Source organism: Brevibacterium sp. AGC70, assembly GCF_057334195.1.
Window position 1 is genome coordinate 231,923 of the sequence record NZ_JBHFIH010000001.1, and the last position, 24,492, is coordinate 256,414.

Here is a 24,492-nt window from a genome sequence, read left to right on the forward strand (position 1 = left end):
GAGTCCTCGGCACCGTCGGAGGCGCACTGCTCTTGCAGCTCATCGTCTCCACCTTTTCGTCCCCCACAGTGTTGCGGACTCCGTCACGCAGATGATCCAGGCCGTCGTGATCGTCGTCGCGGTCGCAAAGCTCCTCCTCTCGCGGGTCCAGGCAAAGGAGCGTGAGCGCAGACGCGGAGGCGAGGTCGCGGGTATCTCCGACACGCCGAGGGCAGGGGGAGAATCCCCGCCCACAGGCGAGCGATCATAAACAATCAAAACTTTTCATGTTCGATCACTGGAGATCGGTCGATCCGTCCTCTAGAGTATCCGTTTGAGGTGGCTTTGATCACAAGGAGCCATTCACCGAAGACGTTGGAGGAACCTTGGAAGACATCCGCCTGGACGCTCAATGGATCGACTATCTGCTGATCGCGATCTACTTCGTATTCGTCCTCGGAATCGGCTGGTTCGCCAAGCGCGGCATCTCCTCGAGCATCGAATTCCTTCTCTCCGGGCGCAGCCTTCCGGCGTGGGTGACGGCCTTGGCCTTCGTCTCGGCGAACCTCGGTGCCGTAGAGATCATGGGGATGTCGGCCACCGGCGCCCAATACGGCATGCCGACGATGCACTATTTCTGGATCGGCGCGGTCCCGGCGATGCTCTTCCTCGGTGTGGTCATGATGCCCTTCTACTACGGTTCGAAGGTCCGGTCCGTTCCCGAGTTCATGCGCAGACGTTTCGGCACTGGCGCCCACCTCGTCAACGCGCTGTCCTTCGCCGTCGCACAGATCCTCATCGCCGGCGTCAACCTCTTCCTCCTCGGCACGATCGTCAATCGTCTCCTCGGTTGGCCGCTGTGGATCGCCCTGGTCGTCGCTGCCGCCATCGTCCTGTCCTACATCACGCTCGGCGGGCTGACCGCTGCCATCTACAATGAGGTGCTCCAGTTCTTCGTCATCGTCGCGGCCCTGCTGCCGCTGACGATCATCGGCCTCAATCGGGTGGGCGGTTGGGACGGTCTCGTGGCGAAGGTCAGCAACGACGGCATGCTCGGGGCCGAGCAGCTGAGCAGCTGGCCGGGAGAGCAGCTCTCCGGGTTCTCCAACCCGGTGCTCTCGGTGGTCGGGATCGTATTCGGGCTCGGTTTTGTGCTCTCCTTCGGCTACTGGACGACGAACTTCGTCGAGGTCCAACGTGCCATGGCCTCGAAGAGCATCAATGCCGCACGACTGACTCCGATCCTCGGCGCCTTCCCGAAGATGCTCATTCCGTTCATCGTCATCATTCCCGGAATGATCTCGGCGGTCCTCGTGACCCAGATGACGAAGTTCAAGCAGATCGCGTCCAGCGTCGACGAAGCGACCGCCCAGTCCCAGACCGGAGTGACCTACAACGATGCGCTCCTGCTGCTCATGCGCGAGGTTCTGCCCAATGGTCTCCTCGGAGTTGCCATCGCCGGCCTGCTCGCCGCCTTCATGGCCGGAATGGCCGCCAACATCTCCGCGTTCAACACCGTCTTCAGCTATGACCTGTGGCAGCAGTACGTGGTCAAGGACCGCGACGACGCCTACTACCTCAAGGTCGGCCGCTACGCCACGGTCGGCGCCTGCATCGTCGCGATCTTCACCGCCCTCATCGCCGGCAACTTCGCCAACCTCATGGACTACCTGCAGACTCTGTTCGGCTTCTTCAACGCACCGCTGTTCGCCACCTTCATCCTCGGTATGTTCTGGAAGCGCATGAGCCCGACTGCCGGCTGGGTCGGACTGGTCGGCGGCACCCTATCGGCCGTCGCGGTATTCGTCCTCAGCGAGACCGGCGTGTTCGACCTGCCCGGTCAGGGCGCAGCGTTCCTCGCCGCCAGCACGGCGTTCGTCGTCGATATCGTCCTCTCGGTGATCGTCACCTTCAGGACCACACCCAAGCCTGCCCAAGAACTGCGAGGGCTCGTCTATTCGGAGACGCCGAAGACCGACTTCGAAGATCTCAGTGAACCGAAGCCCCCGATGTGGAAACGCCCGGTGCCCGTTGCGGGAGTCGCCCTGGTCCTCGTCATCATCCTCAACGTGGTCTTCGGCTGAAGGAGCAAGTGAGAACAATGAGCAAAGCCAATGAACTGACCAAGACCGCAGGTGCCTTCGACATACGAAATTTCATCGGCGTGCTGCTGGGGATCTTCGGAGTCATCCTCGCCATCGCAGGCCTTGTCGACTACACCCCCGACGAGGCGGAGCGGACCGGCGGAATCGACGCCAACCTCTGGACGGGAATCAGCCTCATCCTCGCCGCGGTCTTCTTCATCGCCTGGGCCAGGCTGCGTCCGATTCGCATCATCGCCGATGAGTCGACCGAGGTGGCCGAGACCGGCGAGACCCGCGCCTAGTCCGGCCGGGCGTTTTCGCTGCCTGGTCGGCCGATCGTCCTGCCTGGTCGGCCGATTCTCCTGCGGGCCCAGGTCGGTCGATTCTGCCTCGAAGTCAGGCGACTCTGCCCGCGCCCTTTCCCGGACTGACTGCGAAGATGTCGGGCCTGCGGAATCCGTGGTCGGCGAACGTCGCGCGGACTGCCTCGCCAACCTGGTCGACACTCGCAATGTCAACGAGTGCGATCGCCGAACCCCCGAAGCCGCCGCCGGTCATCCGCGCTCCGATCGCACCGGCCGACATGGCTGCCGCGACAGCGGTGTCGAGTTCGGTGCACGAGACCTCATAGTCGTGGGCGAGGGAGTCGTGGGAGGCAAGCAGGAGTTCGCCGATTCCGCGAATGCTGTGGCTCCCGCCGCCGGACTCTAAAAGGTCGACGGTGGCTCGGACTCGGGCGTTCTCAGTGAAGACGTGCCGCACCCGCTTCCTCTGCTCCTCGTTGAGTGGGCCAAGGTCCACGCTCTCATCCAATTCGCGCAGACTCGCAGCTCCGAGGATCCTGGCGGCCTCCTCACAGGTGCGCCGCCGGTCGCCGTATCCGCTCTCGCTGTGGGAGTGGGACACGCGGGTATCAATGACGAGCAGCCGCAGCCCTTCGGCTTCGAGATCGAAGGGGATCTGTCGAGTCCGAAGGTCCCGACAGTCGAGGAAGAGTGCATGCCCAGCCTCGGTCATGATCGAGGCCGCCTGATCGACGATTCCGGTTGGAGCGCCGACGAAGTCGTTCTCGGCGCGCTGGGTCAGCAGCGCCTTCTCTCGGTCGTCGAGTCCGAGCCCGCAGATCTCGTCGACGGCGATGAGGACCGCCACCTCGAGCGCATGGGACGAAGACAGACCGGCTCCTACGGGGACACTCGATTCGATGTAGAGGTCGATGCCGCCGACGACTGTGCCCGTCGTCTTGGCGATCTCATCGACGACACCCGCCGGATGGCTGAGCCAGCTCGGCAGAGCTCCGGGTACCAGTTCTTCGGCCGTGAACTGGCCTGCGAGTCTCTCACCCGACTCGTCGCGATGGTCGGAGACGATCCGGATGCTCTCCTCGCGCCGAGGTGGTGCCGCAGTTCCGTGTTCATGATCCTCCGACCGGCCCCAAGGACGCAGGCCGATGGCCACGTGGACAGCCCTGTCAATGGCGATGGGAAGGACGAACCCGTTGTTGTAGTCGGTGTGTTCTCCGATGAGATTCACGCGCCCGGGAGCACGGAAGCAGTCATTCGGTGGATAGTCGAATAACGCTTCGAACTCGCGGCGCATGTTAGTGCCCGTCGGAGGGGTGGCCGCGCTCATCTGCGACCGTCTTCGAGCGCAGGCGACGCCGCACGCAACCGTGCAGCCGTCTCTTCGGCGGAGACGTCGCCGACGAAGGCTCCCATTGCCGCTTCGGATCCAGCGAGGAACTTCAGCTTGCTCTCGGCACGTCTGGGGCTGGTGATCTCGAGATGCATCCACTCCGCCGAGCGGTCCGCACAGTTGACCGGCGCCTGATGCCAAGCTGCGATGTATGGGGTGGGAGTCGAATACAGGTTGTCGATCCTTCGCAGCACCTCGGGGTAGATGCCAGCGAGGTCGTCGCGTTCGGCATCGTCGAGTTCGTCGAGTCCCAGCACCTGCCGATGCGGGACGATGTGGACTTCGACGGGCCACCGAGCTGCAAAGGGCACGAAAGCAGAGAAGTATGCCGACTCAAGGACCATCCGCTCCCCCGAGCCGCGTTCGAAGTCGAGGATGTCGCCCAGCAGCGGCCTGCCGGTCTCGCGCTTGTGCTGCACCGCTCGAGCCGAGGTGACTACGGTGTGCGGGGTGACGAACGGATAGGCATAGATCTGGCCGTGCGGGTGGTTCATCGTCACACCGATATCCTCACCCCGATTCTCGAACACGAAGACCTGCTCGATCCCCTCTTGTGCAGCGAGCTCCCGGCTCCGATTCGCCCAGGCGTCGATGACTGTGCGGGCACGCGCCGGGTCGAGGTCGGCGAACGATCCATCGTGCTCGGAAGAGAAGACGACGACCTCACAGCGCCCATGGGCGGGGGCGGTCAGTGCGGATTCGGAGGCCGCCTCGGCGAATTTCTGTCTCGGATCGGCAGGCACCGCTCCGAGTGATGGCCCCAGCGAAGGGAACCGATTCTCGAAGACGACGACGTCGTAGTCGGCGACAGGGATCTCAGTGGGTCGTCCGGGTGCCGAGGGGCAGAGGGGGCACTCGGCGGCGGCGGGAAGATGCGTCCGCGACTGGCGATGCGTGGCCACGGCCACCCACTCGCCGGTGAGCAGGTCGAAGCGCAGCTGTCCGCCGGTAGGACGCGGTTCTGCGGGGCGATGGTCCTCGGCAGGTGGTGCCGCCGTCGAATCTTCGTCTTGGAAGAAAAGGATGTCTCTGCCGTCGGCAAGCGTGTTCCGACGAACCTGTGTGCTCAACGGACACCCACGAGTTCAACGGCTCGTCGGTGGAATTGAGAAAAGCTACACTGACCCATCAGACCTCCCAAAACTGATCATTTTCGATCATAATGCTAACATCCGCATGGGAGAGATCCCAGATCTCGCGTAGAATTCTGGGACACCGGAATATCCGCTCACCACCTGCTCAGGAGTCGCATGACCGATCTCATCGAGCTCGCCCTGGGCGACGACAGCGCGGTCGTCTCCACAAGCGGAGCAGCTCTGCTCGACTATACCGTCGGGGATCGTCCAGTCGTCGTCCAGATGTCCGCCTTCGATGGCGCCGTGCTGGCACCGTGGCCGAACCGTATCGCCGATGGACGCTATGACTTCAACGGCCGCTCCCACCAGTTGCCCATCACCGAAGTCTCACGCGAAACGTCTCTGCATGGTCTTGTGGCCGAGACCGCCTGGAAGGTGAGTCAACGCAATGATGCCTCGGTACGGCTCGAAACAGACATCTCCGGCCCGCCGGGGTATCCCTTTGATTTGTCCCTTGAGGTGACCTACGCCCTCGTCGAGCGTGAAGACGAGGGCGAATGTGCGAATGAATACGAGGGCAGCGGCGAGCTCCGGGTCCTGGCTGTCGCGAGAAACATCGGGCACGAGACCGTTCCCTTCGGTTTCGGCTTTCATCCCTGGATCCATCCAGGCGCGGAACGAGTTGATCAGGCACAGCTGCTCGTTCCGGCAGAAACCTGGTTCGAGACCGATGACAGACTCATCCCCCAGACGATCAGGCATTTCGACACCGGATCGTACATCCCCGCCGATCACGGGCCCGACGAAGCATCCTGCGTCCTCTGCAAAGACTTCCGCGCGCTGCGCACTCTTGGCCCGGCGATCCTCGATGACGCCTTCGGCACACCACAGCGCGGTGACGACGGGTGGTCGCGAGTGAGGTTGAGAGGAGCCGACGACAGGACGGTCACCATCGGAATGGATGAGAGTTTCCGGGCCTGGCAGTTGTGCACCGGAGACGAACTCGACCAGCCGCTTCGCCGCAGCGCCATTGCCATCGAACCGATGACGTGCCCACCCAACGCCTTCGCCTCAGGTTCGGACTTCGATGTCATAGAAGCGCAGGGCGAACTCCGCGCGGAATGGACTGTCTCCTTACGTTAGCGGAATGGACCGTCTCCTTACGTTAAGAGTTCTGGCTGCAAAGTCAGCCTGCACTGATAAGTTGCGACTATCGGCTTCAACTCGTGCGAAGGAAGATTATGTCGACACCACAGAACCCGTACTCCGGTTCGGATGCAGAGAACAATCAGAACATCCCGGGCGATCAGCCTGATCCTGACCTGGACCAGCCGCAGGAACCCGCGGCCGGCGAACAGACGGTTCACGAACCCGCTGTCGGCGAACAGCCAGGTGACCCCCAGTCGCATGCTGGCACTGCCCAGTATGGCCAAGGCTCACAGTTCAGTCAGAGCGATCAGTACAGCCAGGCAGATCAGTTCAGTCAGAGCGATCAGTACAGCCAGGCAGATCAGTTCAGTCAGAGCGATCAGTACAACAGCCAGCAGAGCCAGTTCGGTCAGCAGCAATTTGGCCAAGGCGGCCAGTACACGCCTCAGGATCAGTACGACCAAGGCGGTCAGTACGACCCACAGAATCAGTACGTTCAGTATGGACAGCCAGCCCAGCAGGGTCAGTACTATCAGGATGCTGACTACGCTGCATACAACCAAGGCAATTACGCTGGCTCCCAGCACGCTCCGGTGGGCAATTTCCAGCAGCCGGCAGCGCAGCAGAAGCCTGGCGGAAGCGGCGGTTTCTTCAAGTCGCTCTTCGACTTCCGCTTCGATAATCTCATCGCCGTGCGATGGGCAGGATTCATCTACATCATCGCCATCGTTGTGGCTGCGTTGTCCTGGCTGGGATCCATCATCGGCGGAATCGTCACAGGTGCAGCAGCAGGAGCGGCGACCGGTTATCTGGGCGATGGCCCGAGCTTCAGTCCGTGGCCGCTGCTGCTGGCGATCATCTTCGGCTGGATCATTCCCGCCCTCTGGGTGATCTTCGTCCGATTGGCCCTCGAGCTCATCGTGGCCAACGTCAAGACGGCGGAGAACACGAAGAGGATCGCGGACTCCCTCGGACGCTGAATCAGCTCAGCATTCTCTCTGAGTTCATTCGACCTGAGTGCATTCGCTCTGAGTTGCAGTGATCGGCTTCGAAGCCGAGCTCTGTGACTCAGAGCGAGCTGATTCAGAAACATCCGGACCCGCGAGGCTCAAGGAGGCTCGCGCATCTGCAGAAAAATGGTCGTGAATTAGAGCGAGCCCCACACCGATTCCTCGATGCGGGACTCAACCGTACCCCCGAGCAGGTTCGAACTGCCGTTTCCGCCTTGAGAGGGCAGCGTCCTAGGCCACTAGACGACGGGGGCCAATAAACAGCTCAGAGTCATACTCCCGATGCTGTTCGCTGGGGTACCAGGACTTGAACCTAGACTAAATGTACCAGAAACACTCGTGCTGCCAATTACACCATACCCCAATGTCATTCAGGCCCATCCCCGAAGGAATTTCCCTGAGCAACGAGATATAACTCTACACAAACCCCCCGCTCGACTCCAAATCATCGGGGCTCATTTTCGGTGTGACCTTCTTAACACCGCTTCCCGCGAGAACGATTTGCCTCTCACTCGAACGATGTGCCACCTGCACGAACGAATTCACTCCCGCGCCAGGGAGATGAGTCGATCGAGCACCCGGTATCCATCAGCACGCAGTCCGTTGTGCTCGTACTCGTTCGTCACCCATGGTTTCACTCCGTCGAGGAGGTCCGCTGTAGCCAATGAGTACTCCGGAGGAACGTAGGCGTCCTCGAAGTACACCGCTGCGCCTCCGCGCACGTTCGAGGCCCGCAGCGCATCAACGTCGTAGAGCCTGGGCCATTCGTGCTGTGCCACGAGCTGGGCCACCTCGGCGAAGGGGGCAAGCTCGGGATCCTCGGCAAAAGACTCGGGGCCGGCGTGCTCGCCGGCCAAAAGGGTCGGATCGGCTTCGACGTCCGCAGGCATTGCCCTCCGAGCTGCCCAGTTGGTGACCGCGCCGTCGGCCCAGCAGGACTCGTGGACCACGGCGTAGAGCGGGTTTCGTCCCGAGAACGGCAGTGCAGCAGCCAGATCATGACGGAATGCCGCCGAGGCGAGGTCCAGGTCCAGCAGGTAGTGCAGCTTCTCGGGTCCGTCAGAGGCTCCGAGGAAGTGCCCGAGGAGCCGGATGCGTTCCGTCGTGGCGCGGGCTCCGCCGGGCAGTGCGATGCCCCCATCCGCCTCGGCGAGGTCGATGAGCCGGGCGAGCTTGTCACGGTCACCGGGGAACGCTCGGTAGAACTGCTCCGACTTCCGCTTCATTCCTTCCCACGTCGTGGCGTACACGGTGGCGGGGTCGGTGTCGATCGCCGGCAGTCCGCCGGTGAAGTAGACCTCGTTCAGCGATTCCGAATGCGCGGAGACATACCGCAGGGCGGTGAATCCTCCGAACGACTGACCCAGCAGCGACCAGGTGTCGACTCCCAGCCCGCGGCGCAGGATCTCAGCGTCTTCGACGATCGAATCGGCACGGTAGTGGCTCAGCGCCGCAGCGATGTCTGCAGGGGCCTCGCCGACTCCGTCGAGACCGGTGATGCGTCCGTCCGCGGAGCCGATCGGGCTCGACCTTCCGGTTCCGCGCTGGTCGAGCATGACGACTTGGAAGTCCTCGAGTGCTCGCGCCAACCAGGTGGACTCGCCGACGGGGGTGGTGGGCCTTGGCGCTTCGACACCCGGACCGCCCTGCAGGAACACGAGGTACGGCTTGGTGCTGTCCGCCTCGGTCGCGGTGATTCGGGCGAAGACCTCGATGTGCGCCGAGGCGGCCGCGGACAGTCCCGCTCCCCCGCCGAAGTGGTCGAGTGGGGCTTCGAAGGTCACGTCCTTCAGGTGCAGTCCCCCACGCGTCCAGGCCGCCTGCTTGAGCATCGTCACAGCTGGGCTGCCAGCGCCCGCAGGCGAGTCAGTGACGAGTCCTTGCCGAGGATCTCCATCGACTCGAACAGAGGTGGTGAGACCTTGCGTCCGGACACGGCCACGCGCAGCGGGCCGAAGGCCAGTCGAGGCTTGATCTCCATCTCGGTGACGAGTTTGACCTGAAGCGTTTCGTGCAGCGTGTCAGTCGTCCAGTCCTCGACTCCTTCGAGGACCTCGATCGAGGCGGCGAGCACCTCGGGAGCCGAGTCCTTCAGGGTCTTCAGACCGTCCTCGGCCATGGTCAGCTCGGCATCGGGAGTGAACAGGAATGCGAGCAGGTCAGGTGCTTCGCCGAGGAGGTTCATCCTCGTCTGCACGAGCGGAGCCGCCTGGCTGAGGATCTCCAACTGAGCCTCCGATGGCTTCTCCGGGAGCACCTCGGCGGCCTGGAGATAGGGCACCAGACGGTCACGGAAGTCGCTGACGTCGAGGAGCCGGATGTGGTCGGCGTTGATCGACGTCGCCTTCTTCACATCGAAGCGGGCGGGGTTGGGCAGAACATCGTGGATGTCGAAGGCCTCGACGAACTCCTTGACGCTGAACACGTCCCGGTCGGGTCCGATTGACCAGCCGAGCAGGGCCAGGTAGTTGATGATGCCTTCGGGGATGAAGCCGTTGTCGCGGTGGAGGAACAGGTTGGATTCCGGATCGCGCTTGGACAGTTTCTTGTTGCCGTCGCCCATCACGTAGGGCAGGTGACCGAACTCGGGGGTTGCCTCGGCGACGCCGATGTCCTTGAGCGCTTCGTAGAGCACGACCTGACGTGGGGTCGAGGACAGCAGGTCCTCACCGCGCAGCACATGGGTGATGCCCATGAGGGCGTCGTCGACGGGGTTGACCAGGGTGTACAGCGGCTGGCCGTTCGCACGGACGACGACATAGTCGGGAATGGTGCCTGCACGGAAGGTGATCTCTCCGCGCACCAGGTCGGTGAAGGTGACGTCCTCGGCCGGCATGCGCACACGCCAGACCGGCTCGCGTCCTTCAGCCTTGAAGCCGGCGATCTGCTCGGCAGTGAGGTCCCGGTCATAGCCGTCGTAGCCGAGCTTGGGGTCGCGGCCTGCGGCCTTGTGCCTGGCTTCGACCTCTTCGTTGGTCGAGTAGGACTGGTAGATGTGTCCGGCGGCTTTGAGCTTCTCGATCACGCCGGCGTAGATGTCGCCGCGCTGGGACTGGCGGTAGGGTCCGTCGGGTCCACCGACGTCGATGCCTTCGTCCCAGTCGAGACCGAGCCACTTCATGGCCTCGAGGACCTGGCCGAAGCTCTCCTCGGTGTCACGGGCGGCGTCGGTGTCCTCGATGCGGAAGACGAACTTTCCGCCGGTGTGCTTCGCATACGCCCAGTTGAACAGGGCGGTGCGGACCATACCGACGTGCGGGGTGCCGGTGGGTGATGGGCAGAAACGAACTTTGACGCTCACTGTGATCCTTCGGTCTCTGGTGCTGCGAGTTGTGTGGCTGCGAGTTTTGGGGCTGCTGCGCGGTGGGGCTTGAGCTGGTGATGTGTGCCGGTCTCAGGCGTCCATGACCATGTTGGTGAGGACTCCGAGCCCGTCGATCGCGATATCGACACGGTTTCCGGCGACGATCTGACCCACGCCGGCGGGAGTGCCGGTGAGGAGGACGTCCCCGGGCAGCAAGGTGATCGTCTCGGACAGGTGCTCGATGATCGTCGGGATGTCGAAGATGAAGTCGGCGGTTGTGCCGTCCTGCTTCAGATCCCCGTCGACCCAGGACCGGATGGAGAGGTCATCGACGTCGAGCTCGGTTTCGATCCATGGTCCAAGTGGGCTCGAGGTGTCGAAGCCCTTCGCCCGGGTCCACTGCTTGTCCGACTTCTGGATGTCCCGCAATGTGACATCGTTGCTGGCGGTGTAGCCGAGGACGTAGTCGAAGGCGTTCTCTGCCTTCACGCCTTTGGCGACGCGGCCGATGATGACGGCCAGCTCGGCTTCGTAGGACACATATTCGCTGATGGCGGGCAGACGGATCGGGTCTCCGGGGCCGATGACCGAGGTGTTGGGCTTGAAGAAGGTCAGTGGGCTGATGGGCACCTCATTGCCGAGCTCGGCGGCGTGGTCGGCGAAGTTGCGGCCGACGCCGATGACCTTCGACCGTGGCAGGATCGGACTGAGCAGACGAACATCGTCGAACTTCAGCCGCTCCCCCGTCGACTGGGCCGGAGCGAAGAACGGGTCCTGGTCGAGAACGGCGAGGCTGAGACCGGATGTGTCCCACACGCCGTCCTCAATCTGCGGCACGTCGCCTTCGACGACTCCGTATTTGGGTTCATCCTGGTGCACAAATCTGGCAATACGCATGTGCCCCAGTCTAGTCAGTCGCCTGAGTCCCTGGCACACGGGCTTTCCAGCTTTCGGCTGAGACACTGGGGACATGCCCGATTCTCGACGCTTCGACCTGCAGACCATCTCTGCGGGCCTGCCCGCTGCTGCGCTCATCGACCAGTTGGCGAACTCCTCTGTCGGCAGCTTCCCCCGTCTGGTCGTCGAGGCCCCGCCTGGAACCGGCAAGACCACCTTGGTGCCCCCGCTCATCGCCGAGCATCTGTCCGGAAGTCAGACAGGGCCCGCCGGTTCATCCGCTGACCCGGGGCGCATCATCGTCACTCAGCCAAGGCGCATGGCGGCTCGAGCAGCGGCCAGGCGACTGTCGACGCTGACGGGGACCCGCCTCGGCGAGGATGTCGGGTTCACGGTTCGCGGCGAGTCGCGCACCTCGGCGCGCACGAGGATCGAGTTCGTGACCACGGGAGTGCTGCTGAGTCGGCTGCTGCGCGATCCCGAGTTGGCGGGAGTCTCAGCGGTCATCCTCGATGAAGTGCACGAACGGCAGTTGGACACCGATCTGACGTTCGCGCTGTGTCGAGAGCTCATCGATCTGCGTGAGGACCTTGGTCTCGTCGTCATGTCGGCAACCCTCGATGCCAGGATGTGGGCGAGGCGCCTGGGCTCCGGGGACAGCACCGCCGGGGACAGCGCAGTCGAAGACTTCTCTGACGGGATCTCCTCCGACGGAGGCGGGGAGCCTGCGGTGATGCTCTCGGTCGCCGCCGAGGTCCATCCCCTCGACATCAGGTGGGCACCGCCGAAACAGCGGCCGCTGGATGCACGCGGAGTGACCTGGGACTTCCTCGATCACATGGCGCGAACGACCATCGATGCCCTGTCTCGGCACGACAGTGGCGACGTGCTCGTGTTCGCCCCCGGTGCCCGGGAGGTCGAGGAGATCGCTTCACGGATCACCCGGTCGCCTCACACCGGTGCGGGAACAGAAGTCCACACACTGCTCGGACGCACTTCGGCCAAGGATCAGGATGCGATCCTGCGCCCCCATCCCGCCGAGGCTGGCCATCGTCGCGTGATCGTGTCGACCTCGGTCGCGGAGTCAGCTCTGACAGTTCCCGGAGTGAGCATCGTCGTCGACTCGGGGCTGGCCAGAGTTCCACGGTTGGACACTCGTCGTGGAATGTCGGGGCTGGTCACGACCCGCGAGTCCAAGGCCTCGGGAACCCAGCGTGGTGGTCGTGCCTCACGGCTGGGCCCGGGCACTGTCTATCGCTGCCTGTCCGAACCGGATTGGGCGAGTCTGCCCGAGCACACGCCGGCAGAAATTGCGACCTCCGATCTCACTTCGGCGGTCCTGACCCTCGCGGTGTGGGGCGGCGACACGGACCTGCTGCCGGATCCGATGCCAGAGGGCCCGCACCGCCTGGCCATAGAGAATCTCGTGGCCCTCGGGGCGATCGAGGTCGCAGAATCCGCAGTGATGACGGACGGTGAAGACAAGGCGAGCGCCGAGACTGGGGCGCTTGAGGACGCCGCCGTCACCGTGACGGAGCTGGGGCGGGCCATCGCCCGGATTCCCGCCTCCGTGTGGTCGGCGCGAGGTCTCTTCGACGGAGCCGCAATGCTGTCCCCGACCGCGGCAGCCGAGGCGATCGCTGTGATCGAATCCGAGCAGCGGGCTCCCGGCGCCGATCTCGTGGCCACCCTGCGCGAGCTGCGGCGCAGCAAGGACCGGCGGTTCACCCAGGATGTGAAGCGCTTCGCGGGCCTGGCCGCGGAGTTCTCGGATCCGCCCGGCGCTGCCGCACGCGACGCAGCCGGACGGGACTCTGCAGGGCGCGACACAGCCGTACGCGACACAGCAGTCCACCAAGCACAAGGCCACAGCTCAGTTCGGGGTGGTTCTCTGCGCCCTGATGATCTGGGTCTCGTGGTGGCGCTTGCCCACCCCCTGCAGATCGGACGGCTGCGCAGTTCCTCTGCTTCCGAGTATCTGCTGGCATCCGGAACGGCGGCGTCCCTGCCCCGGAACTCGTCTCTGCAGGGCAGCCCTTGGTTGGCGATCTCCGATGTCGGACTCTCGGGCGGTCGCGCCGTGATCAGGGCTGCTGTGGTCATCGACGAGGACACCGCTGAACTTGCAGGCGCCGGACTGATGGCGACCGAGGAGACTGCGACTTTCGATCAGGGGAAGGTGCGTGCGGTGCGCCGGACTCGCCTCGGCGGCATCGAACTCACTGCCACGCCGATCAAGGCGAGCCCGGATCTGGCTCGGTCGGCGATCGCAGCGTCTGTGCGCCAGCGCGGGGCCCGCGAGATTCTGCGACCCAGCGAGGCATTCGAAGACCTGCGGTCCCGCTTGGGGCTGCTGCATGCCGTCTATGGTGCACCGTGGCCGGACGTGCGCTGGTCGCGGCTGTCCCAGACCCTGATCGACTGGTGCCCGGCAGCCCTGGATCGGATCGCACGAGGGGCAGACCCGGGCAAGGTCGATCTGGTGTCGGCGCTGCGGACGCTCCTGCCCTGGCCGCAGGCGGCCCGCCTCGAGGAGTTGGTGCCGGTGAGCATCGAGGTGCCCAGCGGTTCACGGATCCGCCTCGACTACCCCGATCCCGACCTGGTGGATTCGGACTCCGAGTCCGAGCAGGGGCCGGTTCTCGCGGTCCGGCTCCAGGAGTGCTTCGGTTGGCAGACGGCTCCGAGCGTGTGTGAGAGCCGGGTGCCCGTGGTGGTCCACCTTCTGTCCCCCGCCCGCCGACCATTGGCCGTCACCAGCGATCTCGCATCCTTCTGGGCAAATGCGTATTCCCACGTCAGAGCAGAGAACCGCGGACGGTATCCGAAGCATTCATGGCCCGAGGATCCGCTGACGGCACCCCCGCTGCGCGGGACCAAACGGTCTGGGACAATGAAGCGGTGACCTCCACCGCCTCGCTGACAGCCGACAGCACCGACTTACTCGGTGCTGACAATGGTGCTGCCGAAGGAACCGCCGGTGCTGCGATCTGCGCGTCCAGGTGGCGCGCGTTGCGTGATCGTCACGCAACGCGGATCGCAGAGAGGACCGATGCGCACCTCGCCCGGCGCCTCAGGGGCGAGAAGCACCCGGTCGAGGACTTCCTGTTCACCTACTATCCGTTCAAAGCGGGTCAACTGGCCAAATGGAACCCCGGCCCCGGCGTGCGGCTCGAACTGGCCGATGACGCCGATCAGTCCTATTTCGACCGCCGCTGGTACGAAACGAACCCTGCTGGCACGGTCGCCGAGGTGGACGTCGAGGCCTGGCGCGAAGACCGGGGCGATGGGGCGAAGTTCATCGCCTCACTGCTCCAGTCGACCCTCCACCGTGAGGCGAACTTCGGGTGTTTCGGCATCCACGAATGGGCAATGGTCTACAAGCTCAGCGAAGAGCAGCGCCGCCACCAGCAGGTGCCGCTGCGTCTGAGCCATGAGGCCACCGATGCCGTCGTCGAGAGTCACCGGATCCAGTGCTCCCACCACGACGCGTTCCGCTTCTTCACCGAACCTGCCCGGCCCCGCAACACTCTTCAGCCCACCCGCGAGACCATGGTGGCCAACGAACAGCCCGGCTGTCTGCACGCGGGCATGGACCTGTACAAATGGGCGATGAAGATCGGCCCCATCGCCCCCTCCGACCTCGTCGTCGATTGCTTCGATCTGGCGCTCGACATCCGCACCCTCGATATGGAGGCCTCGCCCTACGATCTGCGCGGATGGGGCTACGGAGTCGTCGCCATCGAAACCGCCGCGGGCAAGGCCGAGTACATGGACCGGCAGAAGGCCTTCTCCGAACGTGCGCAGGCTCTGCGGCAGCGACTGCTCGACGCTCTGAATCACGTCGGAATCCACGCCCGGTAGAGTTCGGCCGGCGAGCACACAGTGTGGACCGCGCTGTGCAGCAGGAACGCCACTGCATAGGATCGATGTGTGCGCGCAATCGTCTATGAAGAATTCTCTGTCCTCCCTCAGCTGAGAGACATCGAGCCTCCCTCCGCCCCCAGTTCTGGTGTCGTCATCGACGTCGAAGCCACCGGAGTGTGCCGCAGCGACCATCACGCCTGGTCAGGCCATGATTCGACGATCACTCTGCCCCACGTGCCCGGGCACGAGCTGGTCGGTCGCATCGCCTCGGCGGGGCCCCAGGTCACGAAATTCCACACCGGCCAGCGTGTGACCGTGCCATTCGTGTGCGGCTGCGGTCGCTGCCGGTGGTGCTTAAGCGGCAATGCACAGGTGTGTCCCGATCAGACTCAGCCGGGGTTCACTCACTTCGGTTCCTGGGCGGATCAGGTGGTCATCCACAACGCCGATGCCAACCTCATCGCTGTTCCGGACGATCTCCCTGCCTCGGCGATGGTGGGACTCGGCTGCCGATTCGCCACAGCCTTCCACGGACTGCGCGTGCGGGCGAACCTTCACGAGGGTGAGACAGTTGCCGTCTTCGGCTGCGGCGGAGTCGGCCTGTCTGCGATCATGATCGCCCGTGCCATCGGTGCTCGGGTTGTCGCGGTCGACGTCAGCGATGCTGCGCTCGACCGGGCGCGTGAGCATGGAGTCTCACACACGGTCAACGCCACCGGTCAGACCCCGGACGAACTATCCGCCGAGGTGATCGCGCAGTTCTCGGATCAATCCCCAGATGGTGTGGCGGTGAGCGTGGATGCCCTCGGCCGTGAGGACACGATCACTGCTGCGATCGCCTCGCTGGCGCCCTTGGGTCGGCACGTGCAGATCGGGCTGCTGGCCGCGCCGCCTGTCGTCGACGTGGGGCGTGTCATCGGCCTCGAGCTCAGCGTGTTGGGTTCTCACGGGATGGCCGCGGCCGAATACCCGGAGATGCTGGACCTCGTCGTCGACGGCAAGTTGCGCCCGCAGGATCTGGTCACGAACATCATCGGGATCGAGGACGCGCCGGCGGCCATGGAGGCTCTGGCCTCGAACACCGGTTCGGGGATGACGATCATCGACCTCAATCGGTGAAATCGGGTCGTTGAGCCAATCCACTCTGGCCGCTGACCTGGCGGATTCCGGTCGCTGAGTTGACTCAGCGATCCTCCAGCGCCGACCTCATCGACACCGCCAGGTCCTCGATCAGCTCGGCCTCACCGCGGACCCCGGGTGCGAACGGCAGCCTGAGCCGATCCTTGCCCTTGTCGCGGTAGCGCGGGATGACATGCATATGGAAGTGGAAAACCGACTGCCAGGCGTCCTTGCCGCAGCAGTTGAGCAGGTTGACTCCATCGGCACCCCAGACGTCGAAGGCCTGCTTCGCGATGCGCTGCGATTCGATCGCCACGTCGGCGAGGTCGGCGGGCGGGATGTCGCACAGATCGGTGCTGTGACTTTTCGGGACGACGAGCAGATGCCCGTCGGAGCCCGGCTGGATGTCCATGAACGCGAAGGTCGTGTCCGTCTCAGCGACCTTCGCGCTCGGCACGTCACCTGCGACGATCCCGCAGAACAGGCAGTCCTGACTCATCGGCGCATCAGCCCGTCACACCATGACGGCGAGGACGACCGCGGACTCCTGGCCCGACCAGCGGCCCAAGAGCAGTCCTGCATCAGATCCCTCAGCCGGAGAGTCGAGGTTGAGCTCATACAGCACCTGCACGTCTTCGGCACCGGCCAGCGGACCCGTGCCCCAGGCATGAGCCACATCGGTGATCTCTTCGATTCTGTTGCCCTCATCGTCGACGCGGTACTGCTTCGCAGACGTTCCAGCGGTGGCGATCGTGTGGTCCAGTCGCTGCCGGAAGAGAGGATCGCCCATCCCGGCGTAGACCCAGCGCTTGCCGAGGATGGAATGTTCCATGGTGGCGATCAGGTGCTTGTCGGCACCTGCCAACTCTGCGCCGCGGTAGGTCAGGGGCACCTGGAAGACACGGTCACCGGCGGCGACGATGTGGATCTCGGCTCCAACCTTGTCTTCCGGATCATCCAACCGGTAGGAGGTGACCTTCTGCAGCGAGTCCGGAGCCACATCGGCCTCGGCTGCCCACGCCTGCTTGGTCAGCCAGGCAGAGATGACGTCGAGTTTCCCGGGGTTGAGTTCGGCCTTGTAGATGTCAGCCATGTCATGCCTTTCGGGTCCCGGGGATCCATTCCCCGTCGACCACTTCATAGTCGGAGAAGATCGCTGGGGCCTCTTCGAGCATGGCCTCACCGATCTTGTTGAACACCAGTCGGATCTCTTCCTCAGCACCCTTGGCGGTGCGCATCTCGATCACGTGACGAAGGGAGCGGAGGTTGGCGGTGTAGACGATGCCAGTGGCCAGGCCCTCGGGAGCGAAGCGACGCATGAAGGAAGTCATGTGCTTCTTGTGGGAGAACTTGGTGCTGGCTTCGTCGAGTTCGAAGTGCTCGGCCATCCACTTCTGGTGCTCTTCGAGCGTGTCGAGGACCTTGAGGGAGCGTTCCATGAGTTCCGAGTCCTCACGCGCCCATTCGGGGAACCAGAACGGAATGTCGGCCAGGCGGACGTAGCGCAGGGATTCCTGCGAGAACGCCGATCCTGCGCGGTGGCGGATCAGTTCGTGGGTGAGCACTCGCGAGACATTGTGCAGCACGAACGTGAAGTTCGCGTGTTCGAGCACCGAACCATGTTGGGAGGCGATGACGTTGCCCAGGTACTGGGCCGAATCCGTGCGCACACGGGATACATTCGGGTTCAGTCCCGGTTCCCATGAGCGGTAGCACATGCGTCCGGAGAACTCGAGCAGATCCTCGGCGTCGGGAGAATCAGCCTCTTCGACACGATCCGCCCAGGTAGTTCCGCCCACCTCGTCGAGGTATGTCCTCATCGATTCCCAGTCGATGCTGGGTTTTGCGAGCAGTTCTACGGACGGTTCGACCTGGCGCATGGCTCTCCTTGTGCAGGGTATGGCTTGATTGATTCCCAATCCTACAGACCAGATCGCCGAGGTGGTCCGACGGTCCGTGCCGAATGTTTCCAGACGCCTCCATCGCGCGCGAAAAAGCGAACTGTCAGGACGGCCGTTCCACCGCCGAGGAAAGTCGAGGGTTTCAGAGCATCATCCTTCATCGTCCTGTGGGCCCGTGAGGTCGTCTGCTCTGCCATTGGTCTCGGGCTTCCCGCCCCGTTCGGCCAGCCTTGACCAATGCCACGACGGCGCCGATTCCGAAGAACAGGAAGCCGATTGCTGCGACGACGAGCACCACGATCTGATGACCGCTCGCCCCATAGGTCAGCGCTGATGAGAGTGTGAAGATGAACAGGAGTCCCATCCCGAGCCCCATCAGCAGCGCCACCCACAGCGTGAGCACGAAGGTGGTCCGGGAATTGGGGTCCCTGCGCATCAGGATGCCGCCGAGGAGACAGGCACCGAAGAAGACCAGACACACCAGGCTGATCAGGCGGAGAGCGCCGATGAACATACACAGCAACGAGACCGCCACGAACACGGCCGAGACGATGATGAGCGCGGTTCCCTGTCGTCGCTCCCGGCGTTGCGATTCCACGGCAAGGGCCAGAGCTTGGTCCTGCCACCAGGGGCCTTGATTGCCTGGGGACATACTCACGGCACCCGGTGCGTCCACTTCTCGGTGCCGAACTTCTCATCAACCAAGGCCTGAGCCTTTTCCAGTTCGTCAGCGGTGAAGGTGTCGAAGCTTGCCCCATAGCGGTCGGCGAAGGTGTTGGCCATGACGTCGATGATGTCCTTGCGGGCTTCGCCGGTCTGACTGCGGAGAGGGTCGACGCGCTTCTTGGCACTCGAGACTCCCTTGTCAGAGATCTTGGCCTCACCGATGCGCAGGACTTCGACCATCTTGTCGGCGTCGATGTCGTAGCTCATCGTCGCGTGGTGGAGAAGAGTGCCATCGCGCAGTCGCTTCTGTGCCGCACCGCCGATCTTGCCTCCGGTCGAGGAGATGTCATTGATCGGTTTGTAGAAGGCTTCCACACCGAGGCTCTTCAGCGCTGCCAGCACCCACTGGTCAAGGAAGACATATGACTCCTCGTAGTCGAGGCCGGCGACCAGCGAGGGCGGCACGAACATCGAATAGGTGATGCAGTTCCCGCCTTCCATGAACATCGCGCCCCCACCGGAGATGCGACGCACAACCTGCACGCCGTACTTCTCTACGCCTTCTGGGCGGAGTTCGTTGACATACGACTGGAAGGCTCCGATCACCGTGGCGGTGTCGTCCCACTCCCAGAATCGCAGCGTCGGTTTCCGACGTCCCGCCGCCACCTCCTCCAGCAGCACCTGGTCGAGTGCGACATTGACCTGTGTGGGCAGCACCTGGCCGCGGATGACCTGCCAGTCGAAGTCGGTGAAGTTCGCCGCCGACCCCAGAGCACGGCGGACGACGGTGGCGATATCCGAAGTGGAGAATCCGTGCATCGCCAGTTCAGAGCCGTACCCGGCGAGCGCCGCATCGAGGCGCTGCCGCAGATTCGCGTTGTCGGCGATGACGCTGGCGCCCACAAGAGCGGGGGCGAGGTCGAAATAGGCCTCTTCGGGTTCGAGGAAGAAGTCACCGGAGATTTTGACCTCGGTGATGTGCTTCCCGTCAGTCTCCACATCGGCGACCACAAGCTTCCCGCCGATGACCTTGTATTCGGCGTGATAACGCTCGGGTTCGTGCATATCGTTCGTCATGTTTCCAAACCTACTCTCGGGGCCCTCGTCGAAGCTGTGAACTTGCTCACTCGCCGGTCAGTGAGTTCCACAGAAACCGGTAGCTCAGGGCCCGGGTGAATGCCGCCTGTCTGTTGTCCGATGCCGCTGAGTGTCCCCCTTCCGTGTCTTCGAAGAACCACACATCCGAGATGCCGCGATCCTGCATCCGCGCAGCCATCTTGCGTGCCTGCACTGGTCCGACACGATCATCAGAGGTTGCCGTCCAGAACAGCACTGGCGGATAGTCTGCGCCGTCTTCGAGCAGATGATAGGGCGAGAACTTCTGGATGAACGCCCAGTCCTCGGCCACATCTGGGTCACCGTATTCGGCCGTCCACGAATAGCCGGCGCTCAGTCTGGTGTAGCGGCGCATGTCCAGAAGAGGCACTCCGCACGAGATCGCGCCGAAGAGCGCGGGGTGCTGCGTGAGCATGTTCCCCACCAGCAGCCCACCGTTCGATCCGCCGGCGCAGGCCAGTTTCGACGGGCTCGTCACCCCGCGTGTGATGAGGTCCAGGGCAACGGCGGCATAGTCCTCATAGGCTCGCATCCGGTTCTCCCGCATCGCCGAGGTGTGCCACCGTGGCCCGTATTCTCCACCGCCGCGGATGTTGGCGAGAACATAGACCCCACGACGTCCTGCGGGAATCGGTGCCTCGGCGTTCTCACCGGTCTGTCGATCGGCGGGATCGTGTCGGGTTTCAGCCGTCGTGCGACCCAACCAGCCGATGCCCATCACCGGGGAGTACACCGGAGTCCGGCTGACTTCGAAACCGCCGTAACCGTCCAGGAGGGTCGGATTGGTCCCATCCAGCACCAGCGTGCTGTCGGCGATCTGGAAGTAGGGGATCTTCGTCCCGTCCTCACTGGTGGCGAAGTGCTGTTCAACGATGAACCCGTCGCTGGGAAAGAGTGCTGGTGCCGACTTGATGACGGCGGGTTCACTGTCACGTTTCGAAGATTTCAGGCTCCCGTACGACAGGGTCGATGGAGTCAGAAACCCCGTGCTCACCAGCCAATAGTCGTTGGCGCTCGCGTCATCATGCTTGTCGACTGCTCCCAACCCGACCATGTGATTGGCGGGGACTCCTGGCAGGGAAGACGACGAGAAATCGTCATTCGGGTCAAGAACAGTCAGTTGCGACTGCACATCGGTCAGCAGTTGAAGGATCAGGTAGTCCCGTGTCCACGTCCATGACTGCAGGGCCGTGTGCTCATCCGGGGTGAAGATGACGGTCGGTGCGATTGTTCCGGCCTTCACCTCGGCGATGTCAGCGACGGCCAGACCTCCGGCCGGGACTGAGAAGTCCTCATGAATCCACTCAGATTGGGGACGGAAGAGGACGTTGTCCCTTTCGAACCCGACTTCCACATCGGTCGGCACCTCGACGACGGTCCAGTTGTTCTCCCATGCCGAGGCGACGGTTGAGACGGACCCCGACTCATCGGTGACTGCATCGAGGTCGATGAAGCTGAGCTGCGTATTGAAGAAGTCGATGGCATCGATGGCGAACGCTCTGTCAGTGACGTCGGACGCTGCCGCTCCCACATCGCTGCCCACAAAGATGGCGACATGCTCGCGGGGCACCTCGGCGACGATCGGGGCATCGGAGATGGCCTGTCCGCGTGTGAGGACACGTGCCTGACGCGGATAGGACGATGTGGTCAGTGAGTCTTCACCGGTATCGGTGGCGACGATGATCGTGTCATCGTCCAACCACGCGAAGCGAGTCTTCGCCGAGGGCAGGTCGAAGCCGCCGTCGACGAAGGTTTTGGTCACCAGGTCGAATTCGCGCACCCGGTGGGCGTCGCCACCGTCGGGAGACAGTGAGACGAGTGCTCGGGAATCGTCCGAACGACGCACCGAGGCTCCGGCCCATACCCAAGGCGTCTCCTCCGCTCCGCCGAGTTCGTCGAGGTCGATGAGGATCTCCCATTCGGGGGAATCCGAGACGTAGCTGTCCCATGTGGTTCGTCTCCACAGGCCTTTGGGATTGTTGGAGTCACGCCAGAAGTTGAAGTAGTGCTCACCGCGTTTGGCCACCATCGGGATCTTGCCCTCGGAGTCCAAGGCTGTCCGAATCTCTCCGGCGATGGAGTCAAACAGGTCGTCCTGGAACCGGGAGATGGTCTTCGCGTTCTGATCCTTGACCCAGCCCATCTGTTCGTCACCGTGGATGTCTTCGAGCCACAGGTTCTCATCGTGTGGCATCGGGGCAGTGTTCTGCGACTCCGTGGCCGTGGTGGAGGTTTCGGTCTTCTGATTGTCTGCCGGAGCTTCTCTGCGCATGCCACCATCCTAGTGAACGGTCCGGCTCAGGCTGCTGGTCTGAACATCACCAGCCCCGGTTTGCCGTTGGGTGCCTGCGGCCCATGACCGAGCGTGAAGAAGCCGAGGCTCTCATAGAGTCGGCGGGCGGGGCTGTCGATGTCACTTGTCTGCAGCCAGCAGCTGTATCCGCTGATTCCGGCCAGCCACGTCTGCAGAGTGGCCCGTCCGAGACCAGAACTGCGCAGCTGAGGGTCACGTGCCAACAGGTTGAGCGCGAACGACCAATCGATCATCGGAGCGGCGTCTCCGAGAGTCGATCGGAGCTCATGTGCCCAGTCGTAATCCTGTTCCAGCCACGACCAGAAATGACCGTAGGCGATCGATCTTAAGCGCCCGTCGGATCGCCCTGCCACGACGAGGACCTGACCGTTTCGGACCGAGAGGTCGTAGAGGCTCCCGAACAGTGCCGCGTGCTTCGGATCTTCGCTCAAAGGAGGTTCGGCTGCCGCCGTTGCGTAGAGTTCTTCGACCTCGTGGGGAGGAGGCAACATTCCCGGGATTCCGGCTGCGGAGCCGACGGGTTCCCAGCTTTGGCCCAGCCCGCCTGGCACGCCCCACACGAGTTCGACGTTGAGCTCTGCAGGTGAAGTTCCAAGAACTTCACGCTCGGCATATTCGTCCATGCTCCCAGCCTAGCCACGTCGGCAGTCGCGCAGTTGAACTCAGAGGGAATTCTCGCTGGGCGGCCAAGAACATGATGCTGTGCCAAGGACATGATGCTCTGCCAGGGACATGGTGCTGCGCCAGGTGAATCAGAGTGCAGAGGCGAATTCGGCCAGTTGTCCGACAAGGCACATCTCCACCTCGCTCGGCGGCTCTTCACGACGGTGCCACATATCTACCTTGAGGGATTCGAATCTTCCCTCAAGCCTCGGCGCTTCGACCTTTCGAAATGGAGGAATCCTCACTGTGAAGGTGTTGGGTGTGCTGGCTTCATCACACGTCTGGTCGTTGGCGAGGTTGGAGCGAGGTAGCTCACTGGAATTCGTCGTCGGGGTCCCGAGCGGTCTGGTGCCGATCTGATACCTGTGCCCTGTGGGAGTTCGTACGACCAGCTCTTCTGCTGTGGCCTCGTGTCGCCAACCTGGCAGCTCCTTGAGGAAGTTGCAGGCAGCGCAGAGTCCCGATGCATTGTCCCAGACGGTCTCACCACCAGCGGCGAATGCCTGGGAGTGGTCTGCGTGTTTGATCTGGGCATCGCACCACGGTGATCGGCAGACGTCATCGCGGATCACCACCATGCGTCGTAGCAGTCCGGAGAATTCACGTCGCTTCGAGTCCATTCGGACCAGCTGTCCGTCGGACGGACGCGTGTACAACCTGCGGATGAAGACTGAGGCTTCGTTCTGAGCGATGAAGTCGCGTGCCGTCTTTGCCGGAATCGGGCCGAAGCCGGGAAACCATGCTGGAGTCTCGCCCGGGTCGAAGAGGCTGTTTTCATTCATCACCACGTGGACTTCGGTAGGAATAGCCTCAGCGCTGTCTTGGCCCGTTGTTCTCTCGACCAAGAGATCGGCCATGACCTGTCCTTGAGTTCGCCCTTCGGATTGTCCTGTCCCGACGATGGACTGTGCCGATTTCGACAGGCTGGTATACGCTGCCACAGCCTGCGACAGGGGCAGGAGCGCTGTCAGATAGGCCATGTTTCCTGGTGCAGGACGCACAGTGACGGCACGTTCTTCCACACATCTGTCGAGGTGCTCGACGGCTGCTTTCTGGTCGAGCTGCTGAGCCAGAGCGCGAACCTCGTTGCCGAGTCGACCGACACCCACCTCGGCGAGGCGGTCGGCCATCCGGTCATCGACCTGGTGACGCTTGTCTCTGGGAAGCCAATCGGTCTCCTTCACAACAACTCGCGCCTTCTCCTCTGAAATGGCTCCGCTCTTCAATGAGGCATAGGTCTTCGGCAGATCCAGCAACAAGGACCGGGCGAAGCCGAGCAGTCTGCTGCCTCTGGCCCGCGACACCTTCCGAGCCAAACCGATCTCGGCACCGAGGCCCTTGCCCTGGGTGCGGCTCGACATGCCTTCTTCGGCTTCGCGATTCCGACGGTGCATGTCGAATGTCAGCGTCTCTCTGGCCTGAGCTGCCGCACTCGCTGAGGTCAGTTCTTCCAGCGCAGTGATTCTGTCGATCGCTTCGTCCTCCGTCTGCGCGGGAGGCAGATCGGACAGCACTTCGTGCCACCGATGAATTTCGGTGATCACGTCTGAAACCGACTCCGCTTCCATATCAATGACGGTAGCGGTCGGTCCTGACACGAGATTTTCGATCAGTGTCAGCCCAGGTCAGAGGTGAAGCTAAGCAACTGGAAC

At 63.2% G+C, this 24,492-nt stretch carries 20 protein-coding genes and 2 tRNA genes; 7 read left to right on the top strand and 15 right to left on the bottom strand.

Annotated features, from left to right (window positions below; genetic code table 11):
• The first annotated feature begins 365 nt into the window (after positions 1 to 365).
• Both ACE03M_RS01020 and ACE03M_RS01025 read left to right on the top strand, forming a co-directional pair.
• Positions 366 to 2,063, top strand: coding sequence for a sodium:solute symporter family protein (locus tag ACE03M_RS01020; RefSeq protein ID WP_485932248.1), 1,698 nt, complete (start codon positions 366 to 368; stop codon positions 2,061 to 2,063).
• Between the two features lie 17 nt (positions 2,064 to 2,080).
• The gene (locus ACE03M_RS01025) at positions 2,081 to 2,365 is read left to right on the top strand and encodes a hypothetical protein (RefSeq protein ID WP_143922462.1); all 285 of its coding nucleotides are present in this window, start codon (positions 2,081 to 2,083) and stop codon (positions 2,363 to 2,365) included.
• Positions 2,366 to 2,459: 94 nt separating this feature from the next.
• Here the strand turns inward: ACE03M_RS01025 and galK are convergent, their stop codons facing one another.
• Positions 2,460 to 3,695 carry a galactokinase gene (gene galK / locus ACE03M_RS01030; protein WP_485932250.1) on the bottom strand — a complete coding sequence of 412 codons (1,236 nt, stop codon included), beginning with the start codon at positions 3,693 to 3,695 and terminating at the stop codon, positions 2,460 to 2,462.
• A complete protein-coding gene (galT, locus tag ACE03M_RS01035; protein ID WP_485932252.1) occupies positions 3,692 to 4,828 on the bottom strand; it encodes a galactose-1-phosphate uridylyltransferase in 1,137 nt (378 codons plus the stop codon). Before galT ends, galK begins: the two co-directional genes overlap by 4 nt.
• Positions 4,829 to 5,008: 180 nt before the next feature.
• Here galT and ACE03M_RS01040 point away from each other — a divergent pair, with 180 nt between their 5' ends.
• Both ACE03M_RS01040 and ACE03M_RS01045 read left to right on the top strand, forming a co-directional pair.
• The gene (locus ACE03M_RS01040) at positions 5,009 to 5,977 is read left to right on the top strand and encodes an aldose 1-epimerase family protein (protein ID WP_485932254.1); all 969 of its coding nucleotides are present in this window, start codon (positions 5,009 to 5,011) and stop codon (positions 5,975 to 5,977) included.
• Between the two features lie 98 nt (positions 5,978 to 6,075).
• On the top strand, positions 6,076 to 6,963 hold the full coding sequence (locus ACE03M_RS01045) for a DUF4282 domain-containing protein (RefSeq protein WP_485932256.1): 888 nt from the start codon (positions 6,076 to 6,078) through the stop codon (positions 6,961 to 6,963).
• Positions 6,964 to 7,174: 211 nt separating this feature from the next.
• Here ACE03M_RS01045 and ACE03M_RS01050 read toward each other — a convergent pair.
• From ACE03M_RS01050 to ACE03M_RS01070, 5 genes are all read right to left on the bottom strand, one after another.
• Positions 7,175 to 7,247: transfer RNA gene (locus tag ACE03M_RS01050), tRNA-Glu, on the bottom strand.
• A 38-nt stretch (positions 7,248 to 7,285) separates the two neighbouring features.
• Positions 7,286 to 7,357, bottom strand: a tRNA-Gln gene (locus ACE03M_RS01055).
• 178 nt (positions 7,358 to 7,535) lie between these two features.
• On the bottom strand, positions 7,536 to 8,825 hold the full coding sequence (locus ACE03M_RS01060; RefSeq protein WP_485932258.1) for an alpha/beta fold hydrolase: 1,290 nt from the start codon (positions 8,823 to 8,825) through the stop codon (positions 7,536 to 7,538).
• Positions 8,826 to 8,827: 2 nt separating this feature from the next.
• Positions 8,828 to 10,294 carry a glutamate--tRNA ligase gene (gene gltX, locus ACE03M_RS01065; RefSeq protein WP_485932260.1) on the bottom strand — a complete coding sequence of 489 codons (1,467 nt, stop codon included), beginning with the start codon at positions 10,292 to 10,294 and terminating at the stop codon, positions 8,828 to 8,830.
• 93 nt (positions 10,295 to 10,387) lie between these two features.
• Positions 10,388 to 11,194 carry a fumarylacetoacetate hydrolase family protein gene (locus ACE03M_RS01070; RefSeq protein ID WP_485932262.1) on the bottom strand — a complete coding sequence of 269 codons (807 nt, stop codon included), beginning with the start codon at positions 11,192 to 11,194 and terminating at the stop codon, positions 10,388 to 10,390.
• A gap of 73 nt (positions 11,195 to 11,267) precedes the next feature.
• Here ACE03M_RS01070 and ACE03M_RS01075 point away from each other — a divergent pair, with 73 nt between their 5' ends.
• The 3 genes from ACE03M_RS01075 to ACE03M_RS01085 all read left to right on the top strand — a co-directional run bounded on the left by ACE03M_RS01075 (position 11,268) and on the right by ACE03M_RS01085 (position 16,180).
• A complete protein-coding gene (locus ACE03M_RS01075) occupies positions 11,268 to 14,099 on the top strand; it encodes an ATP-dependent RNA helicase (protein WP_485932264.1) in 2,832 nt (943 codons plus the stop codon).
• Entirely contained in the window at positions 14,096 to 15,058 is a 963-nt protein-coding gene (locus ACE03M_RS01080) for a 3-methyladenine DNA glycosylase (protein WP_485932266.1), read from the top strand. Before ACE03M_RS01075 ends, ACE03M_RS01080 begins: the two co-directional genes overlap by 4 nt.
• A gap of 69 nt (positions 15,059 to 15,127) precedes the next feature.
• The gene (locus ACE03M_RS01085) at positions 15,128 to 16,180 is read left to right on the top strand and encodes a zinc-binding dehydrogenase (RefSeq protein ID WP_485932268.1); all 1,053 of its coding nucleotides are present in this window, start codon (positions 15,128 to 15,130) and stop codon (positions 16,178 to 16,180) included.
• Positions 16,181 to 16,244: 64 nt separating this feature from the next.
• Here ACE03M_RS01085 and ACE03M_RS01090 read toward each other — a convergent pair whose 3' ends face one another.
• The 8 genes from ACE03M_RS01090 to ACE03M_RS01125 all read right to left on the bottom strand — a co-directional run bounded on the left by ACE03M_RS01090 (position 16,245) and on the right by ACE03M_RS01125 (position 24,408).
• On the bottom strand, positions 16,245 to 16,679 hold the full coding sequence (locus ACE03M_RS01090) for an HIT family protein (RefSeq protein ID WP_143922448.1): 435 nt from the start codon (positions 16,677 to 16,679) through the stop codon (positions 16,245 to 16,247).
• Between the two features lie 15 nt (positions 16,680 to 16,694).
• Positions 16,695 to 17,273 (bottom strand): maltokinase N-terminal cap-like domain-containing protein, encoded by a 579-nt coding sequence (locus tag ACE03M_RS01095; RefSeq protein WP_485932270.1) that lies wholly within the window; start codon positions 17,271 to 17,273, stop codon positions 16,695 to 16,697.
• Between the two features lies 1 nt (position 17,274).
• Positions 17,275 to 18,060 (bottom strand): FAD-dependent thymidylate synthase, encoded by a 786-nt coding sequence (gene thyX / locus ACE03M_RS01100; protein ID WP_143922446.1) that lies wholly within the window; start codon positions 18,058 to 18,060, stop codon positions 17,275 to 17,277.
• Positions 18,061 to 18,238: 178 nt separating this feature from the next.
• A complete protein-coding gene (locus tag ACE03M_RS01105) occupies positions 18,239 to 18,733 on the bottom strand; it encodes a hypothetical protein (protein ID WP_485932271.1) in 495 nt (164 codons plus the stop codon).
• A gap of 2 nt (positions 18,734 to 18,735) precedes the next feature.
• The gene (lplB, locus tag ACE03M_RS01110; RefSeq protein ID WP_143922444.1) at positions 18,736 to 19,824 is read right to left on the bottom strand and encodes a lipoate-protein ligase small subunit; all 1,089 of its coding nucleotides are present in this window, start codon (positions 19,822 to 19,824) and stop codon (positions 18,736 to 18,738) included.
• Between the two features lie 46 nt (positions 19,825 to 19,870).
• Entirely contained in the window at positions 19,871 to 22,135 is a 2,265-nt protein-coding gene (locus ACE03M_RS01115) for a prolyl oligopeptidase family serine peptidase (RefSeq protein ID WP_485932273.1), read from the bottom strand.
• Positions 22,136 to 22,161: 26 nt separating this feature from the next.
• The gene (locus ACE03M_RS01120; protein WP_485932275.1) at positions 22,162 to 22,800 is read right to left on the bottom strand and encodes a GNAT family N-acetyltransferase; all 639 of its coding nucleotides are present in this window, start codon (positions 22,798 to 22,800) and stop codon (positions 22,162 to 22,164) included.
• 129 nt (positions 22,801 to 22,929) lie between these two features.
• Positions 22,930 to 24,408: an HNH endonuclease gene (locus ACE03M_RS01125; protein WP_485932277.1), complete on the bottom strand. Its 1,479-nt coding sequence runs from the start codon at positions 24,406 to 24,408 to the stop codon at positions 22,930 to 22,932.
• Between the last annotated feature and the right edge of the window lie 84 nt (positions 24,409 to 24,492).